This window comes from Brucella sp. MAB-22 (assembly GCF_025908475.1).
GTDB classification, from domain to species: Bacteria; Pseudomonadota; Alphaproteobacteria; order Rhizobiales; family Rhizobiaceae; genus Brucella; species Brucella anthropi.
Window position 1 is genome coordinate 53,441 of the sequence record NZ_CP109781.1, and the last position, 23,258, is coordinate 76,698.

Here is a 23,258-nt window from a genome sequence, read left to right on the forward strand (position 1 = left end):
GTTCCAAAACTACGAGATTTGCCGCATTCTTTTGGCCAGAAGCTCGATGCCTTCCGCAATCCGATTAATCGGAATGGAAGAATAAGCGATGCGAAAATAGCGGCATGGCCTGTCATCGCTCCAGAAGAAAGGGGACCCCGACTCGATCAGCACGCCATCCTCGCGCAGATCACGTGCGAGCTTGTCGGCATCCATGCCCTCCGGTCCTTCGATCCAGAATGCCGTGCCGCCAAAGGCCGATTTACCAGCGATTTTCAATCCTTCGCGATTAAGGGCCTCGATCATGACAATATGGCGCTTGTGATATTCAATCCGCATACGATGAATAACCGCATCATAGTGACCAAGAGCCAGAAAATAGGCGGCTGTTCGCTGCAAATGTCCGGGCGGATGACGAAGCATGAGCGCGCGCAGTGCCCTCGCCTCGCGGATGACAGGCGCTGGCGCGACAAGATATCCAAGCCGAAGCCCCGGAAACAGCGACTTTGAAAAACTGCCCACATAGAGAACGCGGCCATACTGGTCGAGCGACTTTAACGCCGGCGTCGGCGGCTGCAAAAAGCTCATCTCGAATTCATAATCATCTTCGACAATGACGAAATCGCGCTCGGCTGCAGCCTCTAGAAGTGCTATACGCCGCGCGCGCGGCATAGTGGCGGCCGTGGGTGACTGGTGGCTCGGCGTGACGAAGACCGCGTCGATCTCATCTGGCAGCAACTCGGGTGGCAAGCCGCCTTCATCGACGTCAAGCGCTGTTACATTGGCCCCTGTCAGATGGAGTGTGGCACTAATATCGGGATGTCCGGGATTTTCGCATACGACATGCGAGCGCCGTGTCAAAAGCAGATGACTGATGATCCAAAGCGCGTTCTGCGCGCCAACGGTAACAAGTATCTCGTCTGGCTCCGCGTGTATTCCGCGGCTAGGCAGCGTGCGCGAACGGATATAATTGACAAGTTCCACATCATCGGCAGCGGCGAAATCACCCGCCATAAGGATAAAGTCTTCTCTGGCCAGCGCGCGCCGTGCGCAATCGCGCCATGCGGCGAGATCAAACAAGGTCTGATCCATCTGGCCATAGAGAAAGGGGTAGCGATACTTCCGCCAATCCAGAGGCTTGCGAATGGTCTTGGCAATGTTGAAGCCGAGACGCAACTTGGATGACCAATCTACGGCGGTGTCAGGCGTTTGCAAAAAATCCTTGTCTGGACGGCTGATGGGCGGCGCTGCAGCCACGTGATAGGCACTGCGGGAACGCACTTCCAGATAACCTTGGGACACAAGCTCCTGATAGGCCAGCGTTACCGTGAGGCGCGAGACTTTCAGATAATCCGCCAGCCGCCGCGTGGAGGGCATGCTGGCACCGGGCAAAACCGCGCCTGAAAGAATGGCTGATACCGTTGTTTCCCGGATTTGGGACTGCAATCCGGTATTTCTGCTGCCATCTATGAAGAAGATCGTCGGTGAGACGGCATCCAAAACCCTACTCCATTAGTGAATCTGCGATTACACCCAAGTTCGCGTCAGTTTTTCCGCTTCGTGCTCTACTTAGCAATAGTGTTTCTTCTTTCTGTTTCTCCTCGTGGAATAATTTCGACGGTAAAGTGAGCACGAACCCCAATTCCCGGGTAGCGCCATCTTTAATGTCAAACTGGACTTATTGACTATTCCAACTGGATATAAGGCAAATTTCATGAGATGGCTATCGTTTGTAACTGGAACTGCAGATTGGCGAAAAACGTCAACAGTCGTGACCAAGTCAGGCATGGTTCTTAAATGGAAGGGGAACTCCATGAACTATTTCAAGAGCATAAAACGGGTGGTGTTATTTTCGGCCGTAGCAGCGCTTTCAACGTCTGCGGCCTATGCCGAAACCACGGTCGTGGTCGGTTATCAGCAGATCGTCGGGCCGTTTCTGACCGCGATCGCTAACGGAAAATTCGATGCTGCAGCCAAGGAAGCCGGATACAAGATTGACTGGCGCCAGTTCGCATCGGGTGGCGATATTTCGACGGCACTTGCTTCCGGCAACGTACCGATCGGCGTTATCGGTTCAACGGGCATCGCAGCAGCCGCCACACGCGGTGTTGACCTTCAACTTTTCTGGATTCTCGATAATATCGGCAAATCGGAAGCACTGGTAGCGCGCGAAGGTTCGGGCATAGAGAAGCCGGAAGACCTCAAGGGCAAGAAGGTCGGCGTGCCTTTTGTCTCGACCTCGCATTTCCATCTCCTTGTCGGCATGAGCGACATCTGGAAGATCAATCCGCGCGACGCGGAAATACTCAACATGACACCGCCGCAGATCGTTGCCGCCTGGCAGCGCGGCGATATCGACGCAGCCTATGTCTGGCCTCCTGCTCTTTCCGAAATCCTCAAGACCGGCAAGGAAATTGCCAATTCCGAAGAAATCGGCGCGAAAAGCGTCCCGACTTTCGACGGCCTTGTGGTGGATAAGAGCTTCGCCAGCGAAAACCCCAAATTCATGACCGCCTTCACCACGGTGCTGAAGGATGCCTATGCCGACTACAAGGCCAATGGCGGCCAGTGGACGGCAGACTCCGAACAGGTCAAAGGTATGGTCAAGCTGATCGGTGGCAATGCCGCTGACATACCGGGCGCACTCGCGCTGTTGTCCTTCCCCACCGTGGAAGAACAAGCCTCCCCGACATGGCTCGGCGGTGGCAAGGACAGCGGAGCGCTCAAATCCGTCACCCAGAGTGCGAAATTTCTTGTCGACCAAAAACAGCTCGACCAAGCTCTGGATGACTATAGCGGCAACGTAAATGGCAGTTTTGCCGAAGCCGCAGCGAAGTAATTACGTAAAGTAATTCAAGCGCCTCCGCCAGCGGCATGCCTTCGGGCAAGCCGCTGAACCGAGACGGTTCCTGCAATGTTGTGTGTGCCTTCTGGCTTTTGCCGGAACCGCTTCTTCGTTCCCGAAAGGTGACGTAATGGAAACCTTGAACGTATCGAATGTCAGTCTGACCTATCCCGGTCTTTATGTGGAAGAAGCCGTGATTGCGCTGAAGGGCGTTAATTTGCGGATCGACAGCGGGGATTTCGTGGTGGCGCTTGGTGCGTCCGGCTGCGGCAAGACCACGCTTCTCAATCTGATGGCGGGGTTCATGATCCCGTCATCCGGCGAAATCACGTTGGGCGGAAGGCAAGTGCGTGGTCCCGGCGCCGACCGGGGTGTCGTGTTCCAGAAACATGCTCTGCTTCCCTGGCTCAATGTCGTTGATAACACCGAGTTTGGCCTGAAGCTTCAAGGTGTACCGAAGGCAGAACGCCGGGCGCGTGCCACAAAAAATCTGGCGCTGGTCGGCCTGCAGGATTTCCACAATCACAAGATTTACCAGCTTTCCGGCGGTATGCAGCAGCGTGTCGGCATTGCTCGCGCACTGACCTGCGACCCGGCGATGCTGCTTATGGACGAGCCCATGGCAGCGCTTGATGCCCTCACCCGCGAAACAATCCAGGAATTGCTTTTGCGGGTATGGCAAGTGACCAACAAAATGTTCTTCTTCATCACTCACAGCGTCGAAGAGGCCTTGTTCCTCGGTTCGCGGCTGATCGTCATGTCGCCGCGCCCCGGACGGATCACCCATACCTATGATCTGGATTTCAACCGACGCTTTCTGGAATGCGGTGACGCGCGCGCCGTCAAGTCCAGTCCCGACTTCATCAAGATGCGTGAGACAATTCTGGGGATTATCTATGGCGATGAACGTGCATCAGGAAACCCGGAACTGGTCCATGCTTGAGTTCGTAACTCGGGCAAGACCAGTCAAACCCGGTAAAATCTATGGCGCCCCCGGCGACGGCAATAGCGGCTTCATTAGCCTTGTAACCGCACTGATTTTGCTGGGGCTCTGGTTTCTCGTAACGGGAATGGGTTGGGTCAAACCGCTGTTTCTCCCCTCTCCCTTCGCTGTCTACGGCAAGTTCATGGTTGCCATGACCGATGGCGTGGCAAACTCCACACTGGCCGAACATACGCTCGCCAGCCTTGGACGCGTATTGGGTGCTTTCGCGATTGCCTGCATCACGGCAATTCCCATCGGCATCATGATGGGTATGAGCAGCTTTGTTCGTGGCGTGCTGGACCCCATTATCGAGTTTTACCGACCATTGCCGCCGCTTGCCTATCTGCCGCTGATCATCATCTGGCTTGGTATTGGCGAGTTCCCGAAGGTGTTCCTCATCTTTCTCGCGATCTTTGCGCCAATGGCGATCGCAGCGAGAGCTGGCGTGCGCTCGGTCTCAACCGAACAGATCCATGCCGCCTATGCGATGGGCGCATCCCGGACGCAGGTAATAACACAGGTCATCATGAAAGCGGCCATGCCGGAAATCTTCACCGGTATGCGCATCGGGATCGGTGTGGGCTGGACGACGCTGGTAGCGGCAGAAATGGTGGCGGCACATCGCGGTCTTGGCTTCATGGTACTCAATGCAGCGCAGTTTTTGGCCAGCGACACCGTCATCATGGGCATCATCGTCATCGGTGTATTCGCTTTCGCCTTCGACCTTTTGATCCGTTACATGGAAAAGGTCCTCATCCCGTGGAAGGGTAAAGTCTGATGGCGCTACAACCGCTTTAACCAGCCCGACCGAAATCCAATTCGCAATATCAATCGCGCGGCAACTCTGCCGCGCCACAGGAAAGCTTTGCCCGAAATCAGGGCAGATTTCAGACCTATCAAGGAGCATTCGAATGTCCGCCGGACAACTCACAGAGAAGCATTTTTCCGACCTCTTCGACGCCTTCAACCGGCACGACATCGACGCGATCATGGCCTTCTTTGCCGACGATTGCGTGTTTTACACCATCGGTGGTGAGGAAGTTTACGGCACCCGTCTCGAAGGCAAGGATGCGATTGCCAAGGCTTTTTCCGGCGTCTGGGCCGCGATGCCCGACGTGAAATGGGACGGACACAGGCATTTCGTGAGCGGCGACCGTGCCGTGTCCGAATGGACCTTTCGCGGAACGGATGCCAACGGCACACGCGTCGAGGCAGAAGGCTGCGATCTCTTCACACAGCGCGACGGCAAGATCGTCCGCAAACAGGCATTCCGCAAGAACCGGCCTTTGCTGAAGGCGTAAGCCCCAACATCGCCAGTCGGTGTTTTGGAGGACCGACATATGGATACCCACACTCTCAACAGTTTCTCGGCCACCCAGCCATTCGACCCCGCCTATGATCCGGTGGTTTCGAAGACACCCGGACAAGGCCGCGACTATGCTCCGACTTACTGGATAGGCACTGCCGGACCGGCGCCGGAAGACGATGGCCCTATTCGCGGAGACGTCGATGCCGATGTCGTTATCGTCGGCTCAGGCTATACCGGTCTTTCGGCGGCAATCCATCTCGCTCGGGATCATGGCGTCAAGGCCGTGGTGCTGGAAGCAAATGGCGTCGCCTGGGGCTGCAGTACCCGTAATGGCGGTCAGGCGCAGATTTCAGCTGGCCGGCTCAAGCGTTCACAATGGATCGAGCGCTGGGGTGTGGACATCGCCCGGAAATTGCATAAGGAAATTGCCGAGGGTTTTGATCTCTTTCGTTCACTCATTGCCGAACCGGAAATTGATTGTGATCCGCAGGATGGCGGTCATCTCTACATCGCCCATCGCGACAAGGTCATTCCTTCGCTGGAAAAAGAATCCCGCCTGCTGAATGACGTATTCGGCTATCGGACGCGCATGGTCGGTCGCGACGAGATTCACCGCGATTTCATCCGGGATCAGGAAGCTCGCGGAGCTATGTATGAGCCAGACGGCATTGGCATTCACGCCGCGAAACTCGCCTTCGGCTATCTCCGGCTTGCACGCAAGCTGGGCGCAAAGGTGCATACCGCAAGCCCGGTTCTCAGCTGCCGCAAGAACGGCAATGTATTCCATCTCAACACGCCGAACGGTACGGTCACGGCGCGACAGGTTTGCTTCGCGACAGCGGGTTACACCTCACCCGGCCTCCATCCTCTCACCCGTTACCGGCTGATGCCGGTGCTGTCTAACTCTGTCGTGACACGCCCACTGACGCCCGATGAAATTGAAGCATGCGGCCCCAAGACCGGCATTCCGCTAACCGACACGCGCACGCTTCGTCACTATTATCGTTTTCTGCCCGACGGGCGGATGCAGATCGGCAGCCGCAGCGCCATTACCGGGGCTGATGCACCGAACCCTAAACATTACGATCTGCTGCTTTCGGGCCTTTACCGGAAGTTCCCGGCTCTGAAAGGCATCAAGATCGATTATTCCTGGTGGGGGTGGGTTGATGTCAGTCATGACATGATGCCCCGCATCTATCGTCCTGATCCGACGCAGGAAATCTACTATGCCATGGGCTACGGCGGCAACGGCGTGATGTATTCAGCGCAGGCCGGACGCCGGGTTGCCCAACTGATGACGGGTCGGGGACAGGAACTCGACCTGCCGATCTTCACCTCTGAATTGCCGAGTTACGGCATGCTGACGCCATTCAGGCGCATAGGCCAGCGCGCAATGTATCACTGGTATGCGCTGAAAGACGAAGTTCTCTGAATTCCAAGGAAAGGTACGCGCCATGAAAATGACGACGGAAGAAGCATTTGTTAAGGTCTTGCAGATGCATGGGATAGAACATGCATTCGGGATCATCGGCTCCGCGATGATGCCGGTATCGGATTTGTTTCCGAAGGCGGGCATTACCTTCTGGGATTGCGCCCATGAGACGAATGCGGCACTGATCTGCGACGGTTATACCCGCGTGACAGGCAAGATGGGCATGGCAATTGCCCAGAACGGGCCCGGCGTAACCGGCTTCGTGACTGCTATCAAGACTGCTTACTGGAACCACACGCCGATGCTGCTTGTCTCTCCACAGGCTGCCAACAAGACCATCGGTCAGGGCGGTTTTCAGGAAGTTGACCAGATGGCGCTGTTCGAGGAGATGGTCTGCTATCAGGAAGAAGTGCGCGACGCGACGCGCATTCCCGAAGTGCTGAACCGCGTGATCGAGAAGGCATGGCGCGGCTGTGCACCGGCACAGATCAACGTTCCCCGTGACTTCTGGACTCAGGTCATCGACGTCGACCTGCCACAGATCGTTCGGCTGGAACGCCCGAGCGGCGGACGCGATGCCATTGCCGAGGCTGCAAAGCTTCTCACTAATGCGAAATTCCCGGTCATCCTTAACGGGGCCGGTGTCGTTATCGGCGGTGCGATCCCTGAATCCATCGCGCTTGCTGAAAGGCTCGATGCGCCGGTCTGCTGCGGCTATCAGCATAATGATGCCTTTCCCGGCACCCATCCGCTATCCGCAGGTCCACTCGGCTACAATGGCTCCAAGGCCGCGATGGAGCTGATCTCCAAGGCCGATGTGGTTCTGGCGCTCGGCACCCGTCTCAATCCGTTCTCGACCCTACCCGGCTACGGCATCGATTATTGGCCGAAAGATGCAAAGATCATTCAGGTCGACATCAATCCTGATCGTATCGGCCTCACCAAGAAGATCTCGGTCGGCATTTGCGGCGATGCCAAGCAGGTTGCGCAGCAGATTCTCGACCAGATGGGAGCCAATGCGGGCAATGCAGGTCGCGACGAGCGCAAGCAGCTCATCCATCAGAGTAAATCCGCCTGGTTGCAGCAGCTTTCCTCAATGGATCATGAGGATGACGATCCGGGCACGCATTGGAATGCCGGTGCGCGCGAGCGCGAGAAGGACCGCATGTCGCCGCGGCAGGCATGGCGTGCCATTCAGGCTGGAATGCCGAAGAACGCCATCATGTCCACCGACATCGGCAATAACTGCGCCATCGGGAACGCCTATCCAAGCTTCGAACACGGACGCAAATATCTGGCGCCGGGCATGTTCGGCCCCTGCGGTTATGGCTTCCCATCCATCGTCGGCGCCAAGATCGGCCAGCCTGACACGCCAGTGGTCGGCTTTGCAGGCGACGGTGCGTTCGGCATATCCATGAACGAGATGACCTCCATCGGTCGGAAGGGCTGGCCTGCGATCACCATGGTCATCTTCCGCAACTATCAGTGGGGTGCCGAAAAGCGCAATACGACGCTGTGGTACGACAACAACTTCGTCGGCACCGAACTCAATCCGAACCTGAGCTACGCCAAGGTGGCGGATGGCTGCGGCCTGAAAGGCGTGACCGTCGATAGCCAGCAGGCGCTGACCGAAGCCTTGCAGACGGCAATCGACGAGCAGGCCAAGGGGGTGACTACCTTCATCGAAGTCGTGCTCAATCAGGAACTGGGCGAACCATTCCGCCGCGATGCGATGAAGAAGCCCGTTGTCGTGGCCGGCATCGACAAGGCCGACATGCGCCAGCAAATGCCCGTCTGAACCAGTCCGTCAGTGATCAGGCCGGGAGCGCAACTCCCGGCCTTTTGAAGAGATTGCGCCATGCTGCCGTTGGAAAAGATTTTTGAGAAAGCTCGTTCGAAGCCACGTCACATCGTGCTAGCCGAGGGCGAAGACCCGCGCATCATCGATGCGGCGCTCCGTGCCGAACGCGAAGCCATTGCCCGCATCACGCTTCTGGGCTCCGAAAGCGTCATCAGCAGGCAGATTGACGGCTCAAAGATCGCGATCATCAACCCAGAGACATCGGACAAAAGCGCGGATTATGCGCAAAAACTCTATCGGCTGCGTCAGGCCAAAGGCATGACGGAAGGACAGGCTGAGGCGATGGCGAAGACGCCACTCGGTTTCGCCGCGATGATGGTACGAGAAGGCGATGCGGATGGGACGGTGGCTGGTGCAGTCGCAACAACAGCCGATGTGGTGCGCCATGCCCTGCAGATCATTGGTAAGGCCGAAGGCGCATCGCTCGTCTCAAGCTTCTTCCTGATGTTGCTGTGCCAATCACATCATCAGAAGAAAGGCGCTTTCGTCTTTGCCGATTGCGGCCTCGTGGTGGAACCGGATTCCGCACAACTTGCCGACATCGCCATACAGTCGGCAGATTCATACCGCCAGCTCACAGAAAAAGACGCAGCCGTTGCCATGTTATCCTTCTCCACCGGCGGCAGTGCAGCGCATGAGCGCGTATCAAAGGTCGTTCAGGCAACCCGGACGGTGCAGGAGCGTAAGCCTGATCTGTGCATCGATGGAGAATTACAGTTCGACACGGCATTCGTCGAGGCAATCAGCCATGCCAAATCGCCGGATTCACCACTCAAGGGCAATGCCAATGTCTTTGTGTTCCCCAATCTCGAAGCCGCCAATATCGGCTACAAGATTGCCCAGCGTATTGGTGGGGCGCAGGCCATAGGCCCTGTGCTTCAGGGCCTCGCCAAACCCGCTAATGACCTCTCACGCGGGTGCAGCGCTGACGATGTCCTCCACATGATCGCTATAACCGTCAATCAGGCAAAGTGAAGGACATCGCGCCGCTATTCGCGAACCGCTATGACTTCAGGAAGCGCGTGGCGATGCCGTTGAGAAACTGTGGCAGTACCGTAAAGGCATAGGGTGCATAGACCCGCTCCAATCGCTGATGATACTCGCGGCCCCACGGGCCGATATTCACCACCGGATAAGAAAGCGCTTTCGGATTGGCGCGGTCGATAAATTGAGCCGCTGGTGTGTTGGCCGCAATGACTTCACTATCCGTCGCGTCGGGGGTATGACCGAAGAAGCTCATATCTGAAATACCGGCGAAAATTTCACGATACCGGATCGTCGTTTCGAACTGGCGCTCTGCATGCGCGCGTGCGGTTTCCAGAGCTTCTGCGAAACGCTGTTCTTCGGCCGTTTCGACCCCCATGCGAACGTGAGGATAGACGAGACTTCCGAAGCCGATAATGACCGCCAGGCCTGTAACGCGTGCCTCAGCAACCATGGCGTTGACGAGTTCCCGCGTGATGAGAAGCGGGTTGTCGCTGCTTGAAAGTTCAGCTTCCAGTGCCGCTATCCGTTCCAGTGCCGCATCACCACCAATACGCCGGACTTCGTCGCGCAACTCGGCCGTGGTCAGAATTCTGCCCTTGTGATTGGCATCTGCATCGCTGCCAATCAGCTTTGCAAAGCGCTCCGCCTCCACATTGAAGTGCGTGATCGCCAGATCCAGCGCCTCACCGACAATTGCCTTGAACCGCTGGAACAAAGCATCAGGCGAGACGGAATGGGTCAGCCAGTTGAAAGCAATCCACGTCCGTTCCGGCGTGGTCACTTCATAACCGCCGCGAAAATCCCGCGCTTCAAGGCAAATTGGAGGTGGCGAAACTTCGCCATCCGCCGTGTCGCAAAGGGCTGCATTGGCTTCCACCGCCCGCATGATTTCCGATGCAATGAGATGCGCGCTGACACCTTCAAACGGATAGCTCGCATGAGAAGGCTGTCCGACCACAAAAGCAAAGGGAAGTTGCTTGCCGATTGTGCCCCGATAGATGGCTCGGCCTTCCGCACCGTCACCCTGATCGCTCGTTGCGTCAAGATTGATACCGGCAACGATATCGAGGCCCCAGCGTTCGGCAAGTTCCGGCAACGCATCGCGCAGGCTGCGCATTCCCCGCGAACCACGCTCTTCGTCAGGCGTCGCAAACAAAATTAGATTGCCTTCGCGATCTGCCTGCTGCGAGAAATGTTCCAACGTTGCGATACCGGCTGCAACACCGCTTTTCATGTCGAGCATGCCCCGACCGGGAATGTAATTTCCGCTCTGGAAATCAGCGAGTGCCTTTTCCTCATTCGGCGCAAGCGGACGGCTGGTAAGGTCGTTCAGAAGAGCCTCCAGCAGAGCATCCGGCTCGAAAGCAAGATGTTTCAAATCGCGATAGTTTGCAGTTTCCACCACATCGAAGTGCCCCGCCAGAGCCAGGGTTCGCCGCCCGGCGCCGCGCACGACTGCGATAACATTCTTGGTCATCGGCGAGCCGTGACTGTCGATGACGGCAATATCGTCAGGGTTCTTTTGGAAATAGGGGATCTCGCGCAAAAGCTCGGCCAGCTTCGGCCCGAACGATGCCTCGTCAGGTGTTCCCGTTTCGCTCGGCCATCTCACCATGCGATAGGAGAGTTCTCGCACCCGTTCTGTCGGGTTCCATTCATTTGGGGATGCCACGGTCTTTCCTCGCTCAATAGTTCCCCGTCTCCGTGCCTTGGGGAAGGCACAGGCGGGTTTTCAAATCTGGTTTAAACGTCGACTTACTGGTTGAGATGCTTTCGCAGGAACGCTCTCGTTCTTTCATTTTCCGGATTGGTGAAGATCACATCCGGCTTGCCTTCCTCGACGACAACGCCCTTGTCCATGAACAGAACCTTGTCTGAAACTTCGGCGGCAAAACGCATTTCGTGGGTCACGATCAGCATGGTCATGTGCTCATGTGCGAGCTGTTTCATGACCTGATTGACTTCCTCGACCAGTTCGGGGTCGAGCGCAGAAGTCGCCTCGTCGAACAGCATGACTTTCGGCTGCATCGCCAGTGCACGGGCAATAGCCACGCGCTGTTTCTGCCCGCCCGACAGACGCGACGGGTACATGCTGGCCTTGTCGGCAAGACCGACCTTCTTCAAAAGCGAAACGGCAAGTTCCTGCGCTTCCTGCTTGCTCTTGCCCTTCAATTTAATGGGGCCGAGCGTGATATTTTCCATGACATTGAGATGCGGAAACAGATTGAAGTGCTGGAAAACCATGCCCATCTGCTGGCGCACGGCATTGATATGCCGCTCGAAGGAGCGTCCGCTCAACGACTGGTTTACCTGCACGCCGTCCAGCAATATCTGGCCTGAATTGACCGTTTCCAGATGGTTGATGGAGCGCAGCAAAGTACTTTTGCCGGAACCGGACGGCCCGATAATGGCGATGATCTGGCCGCGTTCAACCGACAGATTGATGCCCTTGAGAACTTCGAGCGCGCCGTAAGCCTTGTGGACATCGCGCACTTCCACCATGGGTTTGCTGTTGCTCATCGGTAAGCCTCGACTTTCTTTTCCATCCAGTGCAATCCGGCTTCCAGGATGAGATTGAGTACGTAGAAGATCACTGCGGCAGTGATATAGAATTCAAACGGGCTATAGGTTTCACTGATTGCCTGCTGTGACGCATGCACCAGTTCGGTGATGCCGATCACCGACACGAGTGCCGTGTCTTTCAAAAGCGCAATCAGATTGTTTCCCACCTGCGGCAGCGCGTTGCGGACAGCTTGCGGCACGATGATGTAGCGCAGCGTCTGACCGTTGCCGAAACCTAGCGAACGGGCACCTTCATTCTGCCCCGGATCGACAGTCAGGATCGCGGTGCGGAAGATATCCGAATTATAGACCGCAAAATGCAGGCCAAGGCCGATGATACCAGTCCATACGGCTGGAATGTTGATGCCGATCTGCGACAGGCCGTAATAGAGCAGGAACAGCTGCAGAAGCAGCGGCGTACCCATGAACAGCCAGATGAAGAAGCGGACAGGGTAACGCACCAGCCAGTTGCCATAGAGAACGAGCAAGGCAAAAGCGATACCGCCGAAGAAGCTGACGATGGATGAGGACACGGCGATGATGAGCGTCCACCAGATGCCGGTCATCAGAAGTTCAGTATAGGGCGGGACGATAGAGAAATCGAGTTGCATGGGATCACCGCCTATTTGAGCGCATAGCGGGCTTCGAGGAAATCGACGAAGCGTGCAACGATATAAATGAGGACCATGTAGATGGCCGCGGCGATGCCGAAGATTTCAAACGGACGATAGGTCGAGCCGATGAAACGTTGAGCCGTGTAAGTCAGTTCGACCACGGAAATCGCGGAAACGAGAGCAGACCCCTTGATCAGCATGACTGTGTTGACACCGAGCGAACGGATCATGAGCCGCGCTGCCTGCGGCAACACCACAAAGCGCATCGACTGTCCGTTGCTGAAGCCAATGGAACGGGCGGCTTCGTTCTGCCCGGTATCGACCGTCAGAATGGCGCCTCGCATGGCTTCGGCATAATAAGCGCCGATATTAAGGCCAAGACCAATGGCACCGGCTGCGAATGGTTCGAGATTGATGCCGATCTGCGGGCCGCCGAAATAGAGAACGAAAAGCTGCAGAAGGCACGGCGTGCCGCGAAAAACGCTGACATAGGCTGTACCGATAAAACGCAGCGGCCAGAAACGCGATAGTTTTGCAGATGTGGCAAGCGCACCGACGCTCAACCCGATCAGAATGGCAAGCGCCGATATTTCGACGGTAACCAGGGCGGCCTCCAAAAAATATGGAAAGACCTCCACCATCAAAGAGAAGTTCATTATCTCCCCTTTCCTGTCTGGAAACCCAAGCCGGAAAGAAATGTTGCCGGGACAATTGCGTTAATAGCTGTCCCGGCTCGGGGTTTCATGCGGTTAGCGGATGTCGCGACCGATCCACTTGGTCGAGATTTTCTCGTAGCTACCGTCCGCTTTCATGTCGTCGAGAGCCTTGTTGATCGCATCCTTAAGCTCAGGGTTACCCTTGCGCAGAGCGATGCCGACATTGTCGGTGCCCTGAAGTTCAGGCGTATCGAGCTGACGAACCTTTTCGCCGCTTTCCTTGATGGCGATCAGGATCGGAATGTCATCCGATGCAATGGCGTCCACGCGACCTGAACGAAGCTCAAGCAGCAGTTCCGGGATGCCCTTATAGGTACGGACGGTCCAGCCACCCTGTTCGCGCGCCCACTTGTCGCTGGTTTCGCCAAGCGTCACGGCAATGGTCTTGCCCTGTTTCAGTTCGTCCATGGACTTCACCGGCGAGGTTTCCGTCACGAAAATTCCACGGCCACCGCGATAGTAAGGGCCTGCGAAATCGACAGCCTTTTCGCGTTCCGGCGTGATGCTCATGCTGCCGACGACCACATCGAACTTGCCCGCACGCAGGCCTGCAATGATGCCGTCGAAAGCGGTGGTCACGACAACCGGCTTTACATCAAGGCGCTTGGCAATTTCGGTGCCGATATCGACGTCGAAACCGACCACCTGGTTCTGACCATCAACAAAACTGAATGGCGGGAAAACACCGCTCATGCCGATGCGCAATTCGCCGCTTTGCTTGACCTTTTCGAGGTCGTCCGCATGAGCGGGAGCGAGCATCATCAGCGCACCGACGCCAGCGGCAATGAGCGAAGACAGAAGGGTTTTCATTTCATTTTCTCCTAAGTGATCGTATCGCGATCACGGGCGATGCCCGTTCCGAGCGCCCGGCTGGACGCATCTTTCCAGATCGTCGACGCCCGACGGGCGACGGCAAATTTCTTGGGAAAACAGATTCGGAACAGGCAAGAACGATATGCTCTGGTTACCCAGGAGCGGGAGAAAGAAAAGCTCCATCGATCCACCTCCGAAATTCCCCTTGCCGGTTGCGTTGCTGCTTATCCGGCTTGTTTGTTTTCAAGCACGCTAACGGAGCAAAGGATCAACGAAAACGTCAATTCTGTATAGAAATGTCCAGTAATCTGCGATAAACGCAATCAAACTGACGAAATCGTCAAATGGCGGTGTGGTGATGGATGATCTGGATCAACGATTAATATCGGAACTGCGCATCAATGCGCGTGCGTCCATTCCGACTCTCGCCAGTATTTTGGGTGTGGCGCGGGGCACGATCCAAAGCCGGATGGAACGCCTGATCGCATCAGGCGTCATTGCAGGCTTTACAGTCAGATTGAAGGATCATGGTGCCACCGACATGATCCGCGGCATCATGATGATCGAATTGACCGGGCGAAACATCAAAAGCGTGATAGCGACTTTACGCAAGAACCCCGGCTTTTCCGCGGTGAACACCACGAATGGTACGTGGGACCTGATCGCCGAGATCGAAGTCCCCAACATGAATGAATTTCACCGGCTGGTAACAGGTATCCGCGCCATGGACGGGATCGCGAAGTCCGAGACGCACATCTTTCTCGGACCCGCCTGAACCTTCGACCGTCTATTCTGCGGCTTCTGCCACATAACCGAGCTGCATGATGGCATCCGGCGCAGCAACACCCGGCAGAATACGACCGTCATCCACCGGCGCGCCCATCTGGGTGGTCATGGGAATGACGCCTGCCCAAATTGGCAGGGCATAATCGGCGTCGTCATCCTTCGGTGGACCGGAGCGAACCTTTGCTGACGCTTCATTCAGTTCCAGTTCCAGAAGCATGGTGGCCTTCAGCTCCTTTGCCATCATCGGCCGCAGGCCTTCCCAGCGACCCGGAAAAAGGCCGTTTACGAAGCTGCGCAAGTGATGTTCCTTCACCGCGATGTCCGAAACTTTGCGCGCTGTCCCGAAAGCCATGACCGAACGGTAATTGCAGGAGTGGTGAAACGCCGAGCGAGCGAGGACCAGCCCGTCGAGCAACGTAAAGCTTACGCACACTTCTGCTTCGTCGCAGCTTTCCAGCATACGACTGGCGGATGATCCGTGCCAGTAAATGAAATCGCCTTCACGCCAGACCAGCGTAGGCGTGACATAGGGCGTTCCGTTGAACACATAGGCCACATGCGCCAGAGGCTGCGCATCGATGATTGCGTGAACCGTGGCTGCGTCATAGGCACCGCGCTCATGCAAGCGTTTTACACGGCTGCGTTCAGAAGGGGCTGTCGTCATGGCCGATTTTTCTCCTTTATATTCGGCCAAACTGCCGTCATAGTGGCTTTGAGAAAATAGCCACTTTAAGAGAATAATATGATGCCAATTTCGAATACACTTCCAGAATTCGGGATTGATCGCTCCAGCGATGTCTCGCTGACCGCCCAACTGGTTGATCAGATAAGACAAGCGGTTTTAGCCGGACGCCTGAAACCCGATTCAAGATTGCCGTCTACCCGCGCCTTATCTCTCGAACTCGGCCTGTCACGAACAACCGTTCTCGCGGCATTCGACCAGTTGATTGCCGAGGGCTATCTCGAAGGACGTCAAGGTTCCGGAACCCATGTCACCGCCGAACTTCCCGACACCAGCCTGACAGTCGACCATCCGCCCCTCGACGCGATAGTCCAGCCGCAGTTACATCACAAGGAAGCCAAACCTTTTCATCTTGGTGTATTTGATAGTGATCATTTCCCACACGACGAGTGGGGGAAGCTGCTCGGGCGCATCTGGCGCAACCCATCCCCTGAGCTGCTAAGCAGTGACGATGTGTTCGGCTTTCATCTTTTGCGATCTTCACTGGCCCGTCATTTGCACGAGTGGCGGGGGATGATTGTGTCACCAGAACAGATTATCATTACCGGCGGCAGCGCGGACGCTCTTTCCCTCATTCGGGAGGCCCTGTTTGTACCGGGTGACAGACTGTGGATGGAGGAACCGGGCTACCCGCCCGCGCGCAAGATCCTTGGCGTCAACGGCCTCGACATCATTCCCGTCCCCATTGATGGCGGAGGCCTCGATGTTTCGACCGCGCGAGACAAGGCCAACAATGCGCGTGGAGCGTTTGTCACACCGGCACGGCACCACCCGACAGGCGTGACCATGCCATTAGGGCGCCGGCTGGAACTGCTTGCCTGGGCAAGGGAACGCGACGCCATCATCATCGAGGACGATTATGACAGCGAGCACCGTTATGTCGGCCAGCCATTGCCATCTCTGATGTCGCTTGATCCAGATCGCATCCTTTATATCGGAAGTTTCTCCAAGGTCTTTTCGCCACTCCTGCGGCTCGGTTTTCTGATTGTACCGTCGCACATGACCACTCGATTCAGGGCGCTGCGACAAACCTTATTCCCAGCGCCATCGCCCTTGGCCCAACCGGCATTGGCCAGTTTTATCGAAACGGGAGCCTTTGCACAGCACATCAGGCGCATGCGGCGCATACATGCATCGCGGCGTCGTAAACTGATTGCAGCGCTCGCTCCCGGAGATCCGAAGTTTTTCCGAATTGAAGCCCCTCCTGCCGGGCTTTCATTGCTGCTGGCTTTGCCAGACGGGAAAAGCGATACGCGCCTTGCCACTATTCTCGCAGATGCTGGTATCGAGGCTCATCCGCTATCAACGCTCTATACAAAACTGACGCCACGTCAGGGGCTTATCCTCGGATTCTCAGGATTTGATGAAACTGCATTGGAGAATTCGGCAACAGCGCTGATAAAAATTCTCGAACAATCGAATTAGAGAATGTGCATTAGCAATTTCGTAAACTTTGGATTCAGCATTTCCCGGTAAGCTTCGATTAGCAATTAGCTCGGAGGGAGCGTTGCAGCCCATTTGTTTTGCGTTACGGGTGCTCATGCGTTCTTCGGTTGTATCAGTCATTGCCCTTGCCTGCGCCGCTTTGACGGGCTGTACGTCAAGTTCGGGCATAGACAGCATCATGCTCCAGTCGAAGACATCGGCTGAGACCACAAGTTCGGTGGCTCGCCCGGTTCCGCCCGCCCCCTTGAGCGAAATGGCGAGCGCACCGCAGCCGATGCCCGCTGCCGAGCAGGAAGAAGTTCTGGCTTGGGCCGGCCCTATTCCGGATGCGGGTCCGTTCAAGGCAGAGCCGCCCGCTCCCGTTACACCGCAACCGCCGTTGCAGGAACGCCCTCAGGCGCGCATCTCTGTTCCAAAGCCGGAAGTCGCAGCCTATCCGCCGGTGCGCCTCGCACCACAGGAACGATCGAAAGTCTACAGCCACCGCTTTCGTGATGCGAAACCAATCAATTTTGGACGCTCATCGCCGCGCAAGCTGGCAGTGCACGGTGTGGACGTCTCTCGCTGGCAGGGTGATATCGATTGGGTGAGACTGCGCACGCAAGGTGCAAACTTCGCCTATATCAAGGCGACCGACGGCGGCGACCACCTCGATCCCATGTTCCGCAAGAACTGGCGCGAAGCGAAAGCAGCGGGCATCAAACGCGGCGCATACCACTTTTTCTACTGGTGCCGCGTGGCAAGCCAGCAGGCCGATTGGTTCATCCGCAATGTTCCAAAGGAAGCCGATGCGCTTCCACCTGTCATCGATGTCGAATGGAACGGCGATTCCTCATGCAAGCGTCGACCTTCTCCGGCGCAGGTGCGGGAAAAGATGCAGGTCTTCATGGACAGGCTGGAGCAGCATTATGGCAAGCGGCCAATCATCTATACAGCTCCGGACTTCTATGACGATAACCTGAAAGGTGCCTTCACCAACTATCCATTCTGGCTGCGTGCCGTTGCCCAGCATCCGTCGAAGGTCTATCCGGGTCGCCCATGGACCTTCTGGCAGTATTCTGGGTCGGGTCTGTCGCAGGGCGTGAACGGTAAGATTGACCTGAACGTTTTCCACGGCTCAGAGGACGACTGGCACAGATGGCTGGCGCGTGCCGCCAGCTAAACAGCGAGAAACTGGCCAGAAGCCAGTTTGGATGTTATGAAGTTATATCAGGGATAACCGAAGCTTTGCCTCGAAACCCGGCATGCAATATCGCCATGCCGGGCCATTTGCTGCCCGCATGGTGCTACCATGAAAGGGAATGGCAAATATGGACATCCGGTTATTTGTGCTGGCGCTGGCAACCTTCGTTACCGGCACCGCCGAGAACATTATCGTCGGCATTCTTCCGGGCATCGCACCCGGTTTGAATGTCTCAGTCAGTGTCGCCGGGCAGCTCACATCAATCTTCTCGATTACCTTTGCGCTTACCGCTCCAATGGCACTTGTTCTCACAACGCGCTTCGAACGGAAAGCCATCCTCGTCTTCGCCTTGGGCGTTTTCATCGCAAGCAATATCATCGCGAGCATTAGTCCCAATTATGCTGTCCTGTTTATCGCGCGCATCGGCATGGCCTCCGCAAGTGCAGTCGTCTGCCTGATTGCCACCATGCTGGCGACAGAGCTGGTTAGTCCCGCAATGCGCGGACGCGCCATCGGGATCATATTCATGGGTATAAGCGGATCGATGGTGGCCGGTGTCCCCACGGGAATGATTGTCAACGATTGGCTGGGCTGGCGTGCGGTCTTCCTGTGCCTGGCACTGGCGGCAGCTTTGGTGCTGCTCCTGTCGTTGCTTTCCCTGCCCCGTGCAGGATGAAGCCCGCATGGTTTGCCACCTTATATGCCGCACCTGAAATCCTTCCGGCTGGTATCAGCACAATTGGTTTCCATCCTGATGATCGGCGGTCATTTCGTCTTGTTCGCCTATCTGTCACCCTATCTTCTGGAGGCTGTCCACATCTCTTCACAGAAAGTCATCTGGGCGATGGTGGCGTTCGGCATGGCCGGAATGACAGGCGGCTATCTCGGCGGACTGCTCGTCGACAAGCTTTCACCAAGGTTGGCTATCGTGCTGACGCCACTTCTCTATCTGACGGCGTTAGCAACGATACCACTTGCAACAGGGTCCAGCACTATTTTCGGCGCGGTGCTGATGATCTGGGCTTGTATCAGTTGGATGATATCACCCGTCGTTCAGAGCTTTCTCATCACGACCGATCCCGCAACGGCAGATGCCGGTGTCGGGATCAATCTATCTGCCATGCACATAGGCGTAGCGCTTGGCACGGCCACGGGCGGACTTGCTTTACGGCACTGGCACTTGCAAGCCCTGCCGTGGATCGGATGCATTCTGGTCGCGCTTTCCTTACTGTGTGCCCTTAACGCTTCCCGATATTTTGCAGGTCGTAAGGCGTCGATTGATACATCTCGTTGATCCAGTTTCCAAACAGAAGATGTGCGTGGCTGCGCCAGCGGTTTTCCGGCTGGCGCGTCGCGTCATCTCCGGGGAAATAGTTCGCTGGAACCTTTGTTTCAGGCTGAGCCTGAATGTCGCGGAAATACTCATCGGCAAGCGACGTTGTGTCGTACTCCACGTGATTGAACATATGCAGCGCGCGATGACGTGGATCGTCCAGCAGGCAAAGGCCTGTTTCCGGACTATCGACCAAAACCTTCAGCTCACTCTCGGCTGGAATGTCGCTCTTGCGCACTTCGGTCCAGCGTGAAACCGGGATTTTGAAATCATCCGAGAACCCGCGAAGGTAGGGAGACGACGGCGCAAGATTGCGCTGGCTATAGACGCCCGACGCCTTGCCCGGCAGCTCGTACTTGCCCATGCCGTGGAAATGATGGACCGCAGCCTGTGCGGCCCAGCATATATTCAGTGACCGGTGCACATGGGTCTGCGTCCAATCGAAGACACGCTGCATCTCATCCCAATAGGTGACTTCCTCGAACTCGAGGCGTTCGACCGGAGCACCGGTGATGACAAAACCGTCAAAGCGTTGGTCCTGCACCTCTTCCCACGGCTGGTAGAACGACAGCATGTGATCGGCAGGCGTATGGCGCGCCACATGGTTGGTGATACGAACAAGGGTAAGCTCGACCTGTAACGGTGTCGCGCCAAGCAGACGCGCAATCTGCGTCTCTGTCGTGACCTTGTTCGGCATCAGATTGAGAAGGCCGATCTTCAGCGGACGAATATCCTGACGAATGGCATCTGCTTCACGCATGACCATAACGCCCTCGGCCTGGAGAACACTGGTTGCTGGCAGATCGTCAGGAATTTTAATCGGCATGTCGCGTCGGTCCCTAGTTTATGTTGGGGGAAGACGCGAGTGGCTTTGTCCGTATATTTGCCGGTTTGGCCACATCCTCTCTTTACAGAGAGTACCACCTTGCCCGGAGAGGCAGGTTGGCGTTGGGCGTCTCCCAACTCTTGATGTGATGTCACTTCTACTCAAACTCTTTCGGGGTGGCAATAGGGTTTAAGTGCTGCCTTAAAGTGTATGAGAAGTTTCCATTTCTTTTGCCGATCAGTTTATGAATGCTGTACTCAGCGACTTACAAAATTTGGAATAAACGTCCTTCAAATTTTTTCTATGGCGGCTTTCAAAGCGCTTACACGCTGAGCTGATGTCCGAAATGATTGTTCTGCGGCAAAACCGAAAGCGATAGCGCGAGAATCCTTCTCTTCGACCGGGACACGGCATGAAGCATGAATCTCTGCCGCGCCCGTTGCCTCCACGATCCGTCTCGCATTCTCCGCGTTGACGCCGCTGCCGGGCGTGATGCGGATGCGGTCACCAGCCAACTCAGCCAGCACCCGCAGATTATCCAACCCCTTTTCCGCGGTTTGTGACAGGCCAGACGTCAGAATGCGCTCAAAGCCGAGTGCAATTGCTTGCTGTACGGCAATCTCCATATTCGGAACGAGATCGAATGCGCGATGAAGCGTCGTTCCAAGGTCTTTTGCTTCTGCAACCAGTCTTTCCAACATGGCGACATCAAGAGAACCGTCGCTCAGCGAAGCGCCAATAACAACACCGGCCAAACCGGCATTTCTGACATTACGAATATCCGACACCATGATGGCTTCATCTTCTGTCGAAAAGCAGAAATTGCCGGCGCGCGGTCTGATCATTGCGTAAACCGGGATTGGCGCTTTCGAGGCAAGCTCCATCAATCCCAGCGAAGGCGTCAAACCACCAAGCTCAAGCGCAGAACAGAGCTCGATACGATCCGCACCACCTTCTATTGCCGACCGCAACCCTTCGGCGCTATCCACGCAGACTTCAAGTAACACGCTCACGTCTGATGCCCCAATATTGCGGCCCCAACCAAACCGCCATCACTGCCGAATACACCCGGAACGACCAATGGCTGGTTCATTTTCCGCAAAATTCTGGCCCTGACGGCCGTATCAAGTGCGGAGATCAATTCGGAAGCAGTAGCAAGTCCACCACCAACCGGAATAATCGACGTGCCTGTTATGTTGACGACGGCTGCAAGCGGATCGGCAACCAGCTGGAGATAAGCGGTAATCGTCCGTCTCGCCTCCGGTCTGCCTTCCAGCCATTCCTGCAGGACCGCATGGCTACTCGCATCTATACCGTTCAGAAACTGGTGCAGCTTTTCGATCCCGCGCGCGCCGCCAATCGTATCGACGCAACCGCTCTGACCGCAGCCACAATCGAAGCGAGGAACCGACACTGTTTGTCCGTCTATTTCTACACACGTGTTGAGGATCGGGCCATGCCCCCATTCGCCAGTCAAACCGGCTTTACCGCGAACCAATCGACCGTCGATAACAAGCCCGCCGCCAACACCTGTGCCCAGCACTGCGCAAAAAACTATGTCGTGCCCCTTACCGGCCCCTTCGATAGCTTCTGCAAGGGCCAGACAATCAGCATCATTGGCGGCGATCACCTGTCGCTGCAATCGCTCGCCGAGTTCAAGGCTTAATCTATGATCGGTGATGCAAGGAATGTTCGCCGAGAAAGCGGAACTAGTTACTGGATCAACCAATCCAGCGATGGAAAGTGCAAGTGGCCCCGCCTCGTCCGATACGCGGGTTCGAAGCGCAGTTTCCAATGCGCCCCCGAACTCATCCCAACTGTTTGCAGGGGTCGGCAACTTTTCAAGAAGTTCGATGTGTCCCGGATGTACAGAGCGGGCCAGCCGAATGAAGGACCCACCAACATCCGCGGCAAAAACAGTACCTGCCTGCCGAGACTGACGCATCCTTCTGTCGTGCATGATCGATCTTCCGCCGATACGTTTCGATGGTCCAACCAATCATCGCAAATGTATCGGCAGTCAATCGCAAGGCGCAATTATCCTACGGTTTTGGCGCCACGAGCGAGATGTTCACACCTTGCGGATCCTTGCATTGAACAACCCATTCGCCGTTCGGTACTTCCATCGGCTCTTGCAAAACCGCTCCGCCGAGAGACTTGACCCGGCTGGCAGCATTCTTCACGCCATCGACCATGAAGTAGAAGCCCCAGCCAACAGGAGTGCCGGGAGGTGCGGTCATGATACCGCCGTGATCGGCGCCATCGACACTGAACACCTTGTAATTGCCCATAGGCCCCATGTCGAAATTGCGTGAGAGCTTCCAGCCGAAAACTTTCTCATAGAACGGAAATACCGTCTCGCAGTTTTGAGCATACAGTTCATGCCAGCCCGGATGCCCCGGTTTGCGCGAACCGAAGTCAGCCGGTGGCGGCATGTCGTCTTTCGGTTCAAAAAGTGCAAAGATACCACCTTGCGGGTCCGAAACGATCGCAAACCGTCCAATGTCCGGGATATCCTGCGCTGCTCTGAGCACCTTGCCACCTTCTGCTTCAACCTTTTTGGCATATTCGTCTGCATTTGCGACACCGACATAACCGATCCAGCCGGGTTCGCCTCCGCAATCTTCCTTTGGCATATCCGCCATCGACATCATGCCTGCAATCATGCATCCGGGCACTTCGAACAATGTATATTTCATGCCGGGAACCCCGGCATCTTTCGCTGTCCAGCCGACGACTTTTGTATAAAAATCCTGTGCGTTGTCAGCATCTGTTGTCATAAGTTCATACCAGACGAACGGAGAAGAGCCGTTTTTCATTGAAAGTACTCCCTTGGATT

At 56.1% G+C, this 23,258-nt stretch carries 23 protein-coding genes and 1 riboswitch; of the genes, 12 read left to right on the forward strand and 11 right to left on the reverse strand.

All coding sequences use genetic code 11. The features are described from left to right. Positions 1–9: 9 nt before the first annotated feature. Complete coding sequence (locus tag OHI65_RS00245) at positions 10–1,479, reverse strand: PLP-dependent aminotransferase family protein (RefSeq protein WP_012092923.1); 1,470 nt, start codon at positions 1,477–1,479, stop codon at positions 10–12. A gap of 313 nt (positions 1,480–1,792) precedes the next feature. Between OHI65_RS00245 and tauA the strand changes: the two genes are divergently transcribed. From tauA to pta, 7 genes are all read left to right on the forward strand, one after another. Beyond that, a complete protein-coding gene (tauA, locus tag OHI65_RS00250; protein ID WP_040128344.1) occupies positions 1,793–2,818 on the forward strand; it encodes a taurine ABC transporter substrate-binding protein in 1,026 nt (341 codons plus the stop codon). A 136-nt stretch (positions 2,819–2,954) separates the two neighbouring features. Then, on the forward strand, positions 2,955–3,767 hold the full coding sequence (locus tag OHI65_RS00255; protein ID WP_010658704.1) for a taurine ABC transporter ATP-binding protein: 813 nt from the start codon (positions 2,955–2,957) through the stop codon (positions 3,765–3,767). Beyond that, a complete protein-coding gene (locus OHI65_RS00260; RefSeq protein ID WP_010658703.1) occupies positions 3,760–4,587 on the forward strand; it encodes an ABC transporter permease subunit in 828 nt (275 codons plus the stop codon). Before OHI65_RS00255 ends, OHI65_RS00260 begins: the two co-directional genes overlap by 8 nt. Positions 4,588–4,720: 133 nt before the next feature. Beyond that, positions 4,721–5,110 carry a nuclear transport factor 2 family protein gene (locus tag OHI65_RS00265; protein ID WP_125300640.1) on the forward strand — a complete coding sequence of 130 codons (390 nt, stop codon included), beginning with the start codon at positions 4,721–4,723 and terminating at the stop codon, positions 5,108–5,110. 39 nt (positions 5,111–5,149) lie between these two features. Next, on the forward strand, positions 5,150–6,550 hold the full coding sequence (locus OHI65_RS00270; RefSeq protein ID WP_094515817.1) for an NAD(P)/FAD-dependent oxidoreductase: 1,401 nt from the start codon (positions 5,150–5,152) through the stop codon (positions 6,548–6,550). A gap of 22 nt (positions 6,551–6,572) precedes the next feature. Then, the gene (gene xsc, locus OHI65_RS00275) at positions 6,573–8,348 is read left to right on the forward strand and encodes a sulfoacetaldehyde acetyltransferase (protein WP_264358700.1); all 1,776 of its coding nucleotides are present in this window, start codon (positions 6,573–6,575) and stop codon (positions 8,346–8,348) included. A gap of 60 nt (positions 8,349–8,408) precedes the next feature. Continuing rightward, entirely contained in the window at positions 8,409–9,386 is a 978-nt protein-coding gene (gene pta, locus OHI65_RS00280) for a phosphate acetyltransferase (RefSeq protein WP_012092918.1), read from the forward strand. Between the two features lie 28 nt (positions 9,387–9,414). Here pta and OHI65_RS00285 read toward each other — a convergent pair whose 3' ends face one another. The 5 genes from OHI65_RS00285 to OHI65_RS00305 all read right to left on the reverse strand — a co-directional run bounded on the left by OHI65_RS00285 (position 9,415) and on the right by OHI65_RS00305 (position 14,100). Then, positions 9,415–11,013 carry a M20/M25/M40 family metallo-hydrolase gene (locus OHI65_RS00285; protein ID WP_264358749.1) on the reverse strand — a complete coding sequence of 533 codons (1,599 nt, stop codon included), beginning with the start codon at positions 11,011–11,013 and terminating at the stop codon, positions 9,415–9,417. A 140-nt stretch (positions 11,014–11,153) separates the two neighbouring features. Next, a complete protein-coding gene (locus tag OHI65_RS00290; RefSeq protein WP_125300641.1) occupies positions 11,154–11,918 on the reverse strand; it encodes an amino acid ABC transporter ATP-binding protein in 765 nt (254 codons plus the stop codon). Then, complete coding sequence (locus tag OHI65_RS00295; RefSeq protein WP_012092915.1) at positions 11,915–12,571, reverse strand: amino acid ABC transporter permease; 657 nt, start codon at positions 12,569–12,571, stop codon at positions 11,915–11,917. Before OHI65_RS00295 ends, OHI65_RS00290 begins: the two co-directional genes overlap by 4 nt. Positions 12,572–12,582: 11 nt before the next feature. Further along, positions 12,583–13,230, reverse strand: a complete 648-nt coding sequence (locus OHI65_RS00300; RefSeq protein ID WP_012092914.1) for an amino acid ABC transporter permease — start codon at positions 13,228–13,230, stop codon at positions 12,583–12,585. 93 nt (positions 13,231–13,323) lie between these two features. Then, entirely contained in the window at positions 13,324–14,100 is a 777-nt protein-coding gene (locus OHI65_RS00305; RefSeq protein WP_125300642.1) for a transporter substrate-binding domain-containing protein, read from the reverse strand. A 361-nt stretch (positions 14,101–14,461) separates the two neighbouring features. On the opposite strand from OHI65_RS00305, the gene OHI65_RS00310 reads away from it, so the two are divergent. Next, positions 14,462–14,878: an Lrp/AsnC family transcriptional regulator gene (locus OHI65_RS00310; protein WP_010658693.1), complete on the forward strand. Its 417-nt coding sequence runs from the start codon at positions 14,462–14,464 to the stop codon at positions 14,876–14,878. 12 nt (positions 14,879–14,890) lie between these two features. Here OHI65_RS00310 and OHI65_RS00315 read toward each other — a convergent pair whose 3' ends face one another. Beyond that, the gene (locus OHI65_RS00315) at positions 14,891–15,553 is read right to left on the reverse strand and encodes a pyridoxamine 5'-phosphate oxidase family protein (protein WP_125300643.1); all 663 of its coding nucleotides are present in this window, start codon (positions 15,551–15,553) and stop codon (positions 14,891–14,893) included. Positions 15,554–15,634: 81 nt separating this feature from the next. Here OHI65_RS00315 and OHI65_RS00320 point away from each other — a divergent pair, with 81 nt between their 5' ends. The 4 genes from OHI65_RS00320 to OHI65_RS00335 all read left to right on the forward strand — a co-directional run bounded on the left by OHI65_RS00320 (position 15,635) and on the right by OHI65_RS00335 (position 19,554). Then, complete coding sequence (locus OHI65_RS00320) at positions 15,635–17,056, forward strand: PLP-dependent aminotransferase family protein (protein ID WP_125300718.1); 1,422 nt, start codon at positions 15,635–15,637, stop codon at positions 17,054–17,056. A gap of 115 nt (positions 17,057–17,171) precedes the next feature. After that, entirely contained in the window at positions 17,172–18,239 is a 1,068-nt protein-coding gene (locus OHI65_RS00325) for a GH25 family lysozyme (protein WP_125300644.1), read from the forward strand. 148 nt (positions 18,240–18,387) lie between these two features. After that, the gene (locus OHI65_RS00330; protein WP_264358701.1) at positions 18,388–18,936 is read left to right on the forward strand and encodes an MFS transporter; all 549 of its coding nucleotides are present in this window, start codon (positions 18,388–18,390) and stop codon (positions 18,934–18,936) included. A 12-nt stretch (positions 18,937–18,948) separates the two neighbouring features. Continuing rightward, positions 18,949–19,554, forward strand: a complete 606-nt coding sequence (locus OHI65_RS00335; RefSeq protein ID WP_264358702.1) for an MFS transporter — start codon at positions 18,949–18,951, stop codon at positions 19,552–19,554. Here the strand turns inward: OHI65_RS00335 and metA are convergent. The 4 genes from metA to OHI65_RS00355 all read right to left on the reverse strand — a co-directional run bounded on the left by metA (position 19,499) and on the right by OHI65_RS00355 (position 23,238). Next, complete coding sequence (gene metA / locus OHI65_RS00340) at positions 19,499–20,419, reverse strand: homoserine O-acetyltransferase MetA (RefSeq protein ID WP_012092907.1); 921 nt, start codon at positions 20,417–20,419, stop codon at positions 19,499–19,501. The genes OHI65_RS00335 and metA overlap by 56 nt on opposite strands. A 43-nt stretch (positions 20,420–20,462) precedes the next feature. Next, a riboswitch (SAM-I-IV-variant riboswitch) is annotated at positions 20,463–20,571 on the reverse strand. Positions 20,572–20,709: 138 nt separating this feature from the next. Next, positions 20,710–21,432 (reverse strand): copper homeostasis protein CutC, encoded by a 723-nt coding sequence (locus OHI65_RS00345; RefSeq protein WP_125300646.1) that lies wholly within the window; start codon positions 21,430–21,432, stop codon positions 20,710–20,712. Beyond that, positions 21,429–22,379, reverse strand: a complete 951-nt coding sequence (locus tag OHI65_RS00350; RefSeq protein ID WP_125300647.1) for an ROK family protein — start codon at positions 22,377–22,379, stop codon at positions 21,429–21,431. Before OHI65_RS00350 ends, OHI65_RS00345 begins: the two co-directional genes overlap by 4 nt. 82 nt (positions 22,380–22,461) lie before the next feature. After that, positions 22,462–23,238 carry a VOC family protein gene (locus tag OHI65_RS00355; protein ID WP_010658685.1) on the reverse strand — a complete coding sequence of 259 codons (777 nt, stop codon included), beginning with the start codon at positions 23,236–23,238 and terminating at the stop codon, positions 22,462–22,464. Positions 23,239–23,258: the final 20 nt, after the last annotated feature.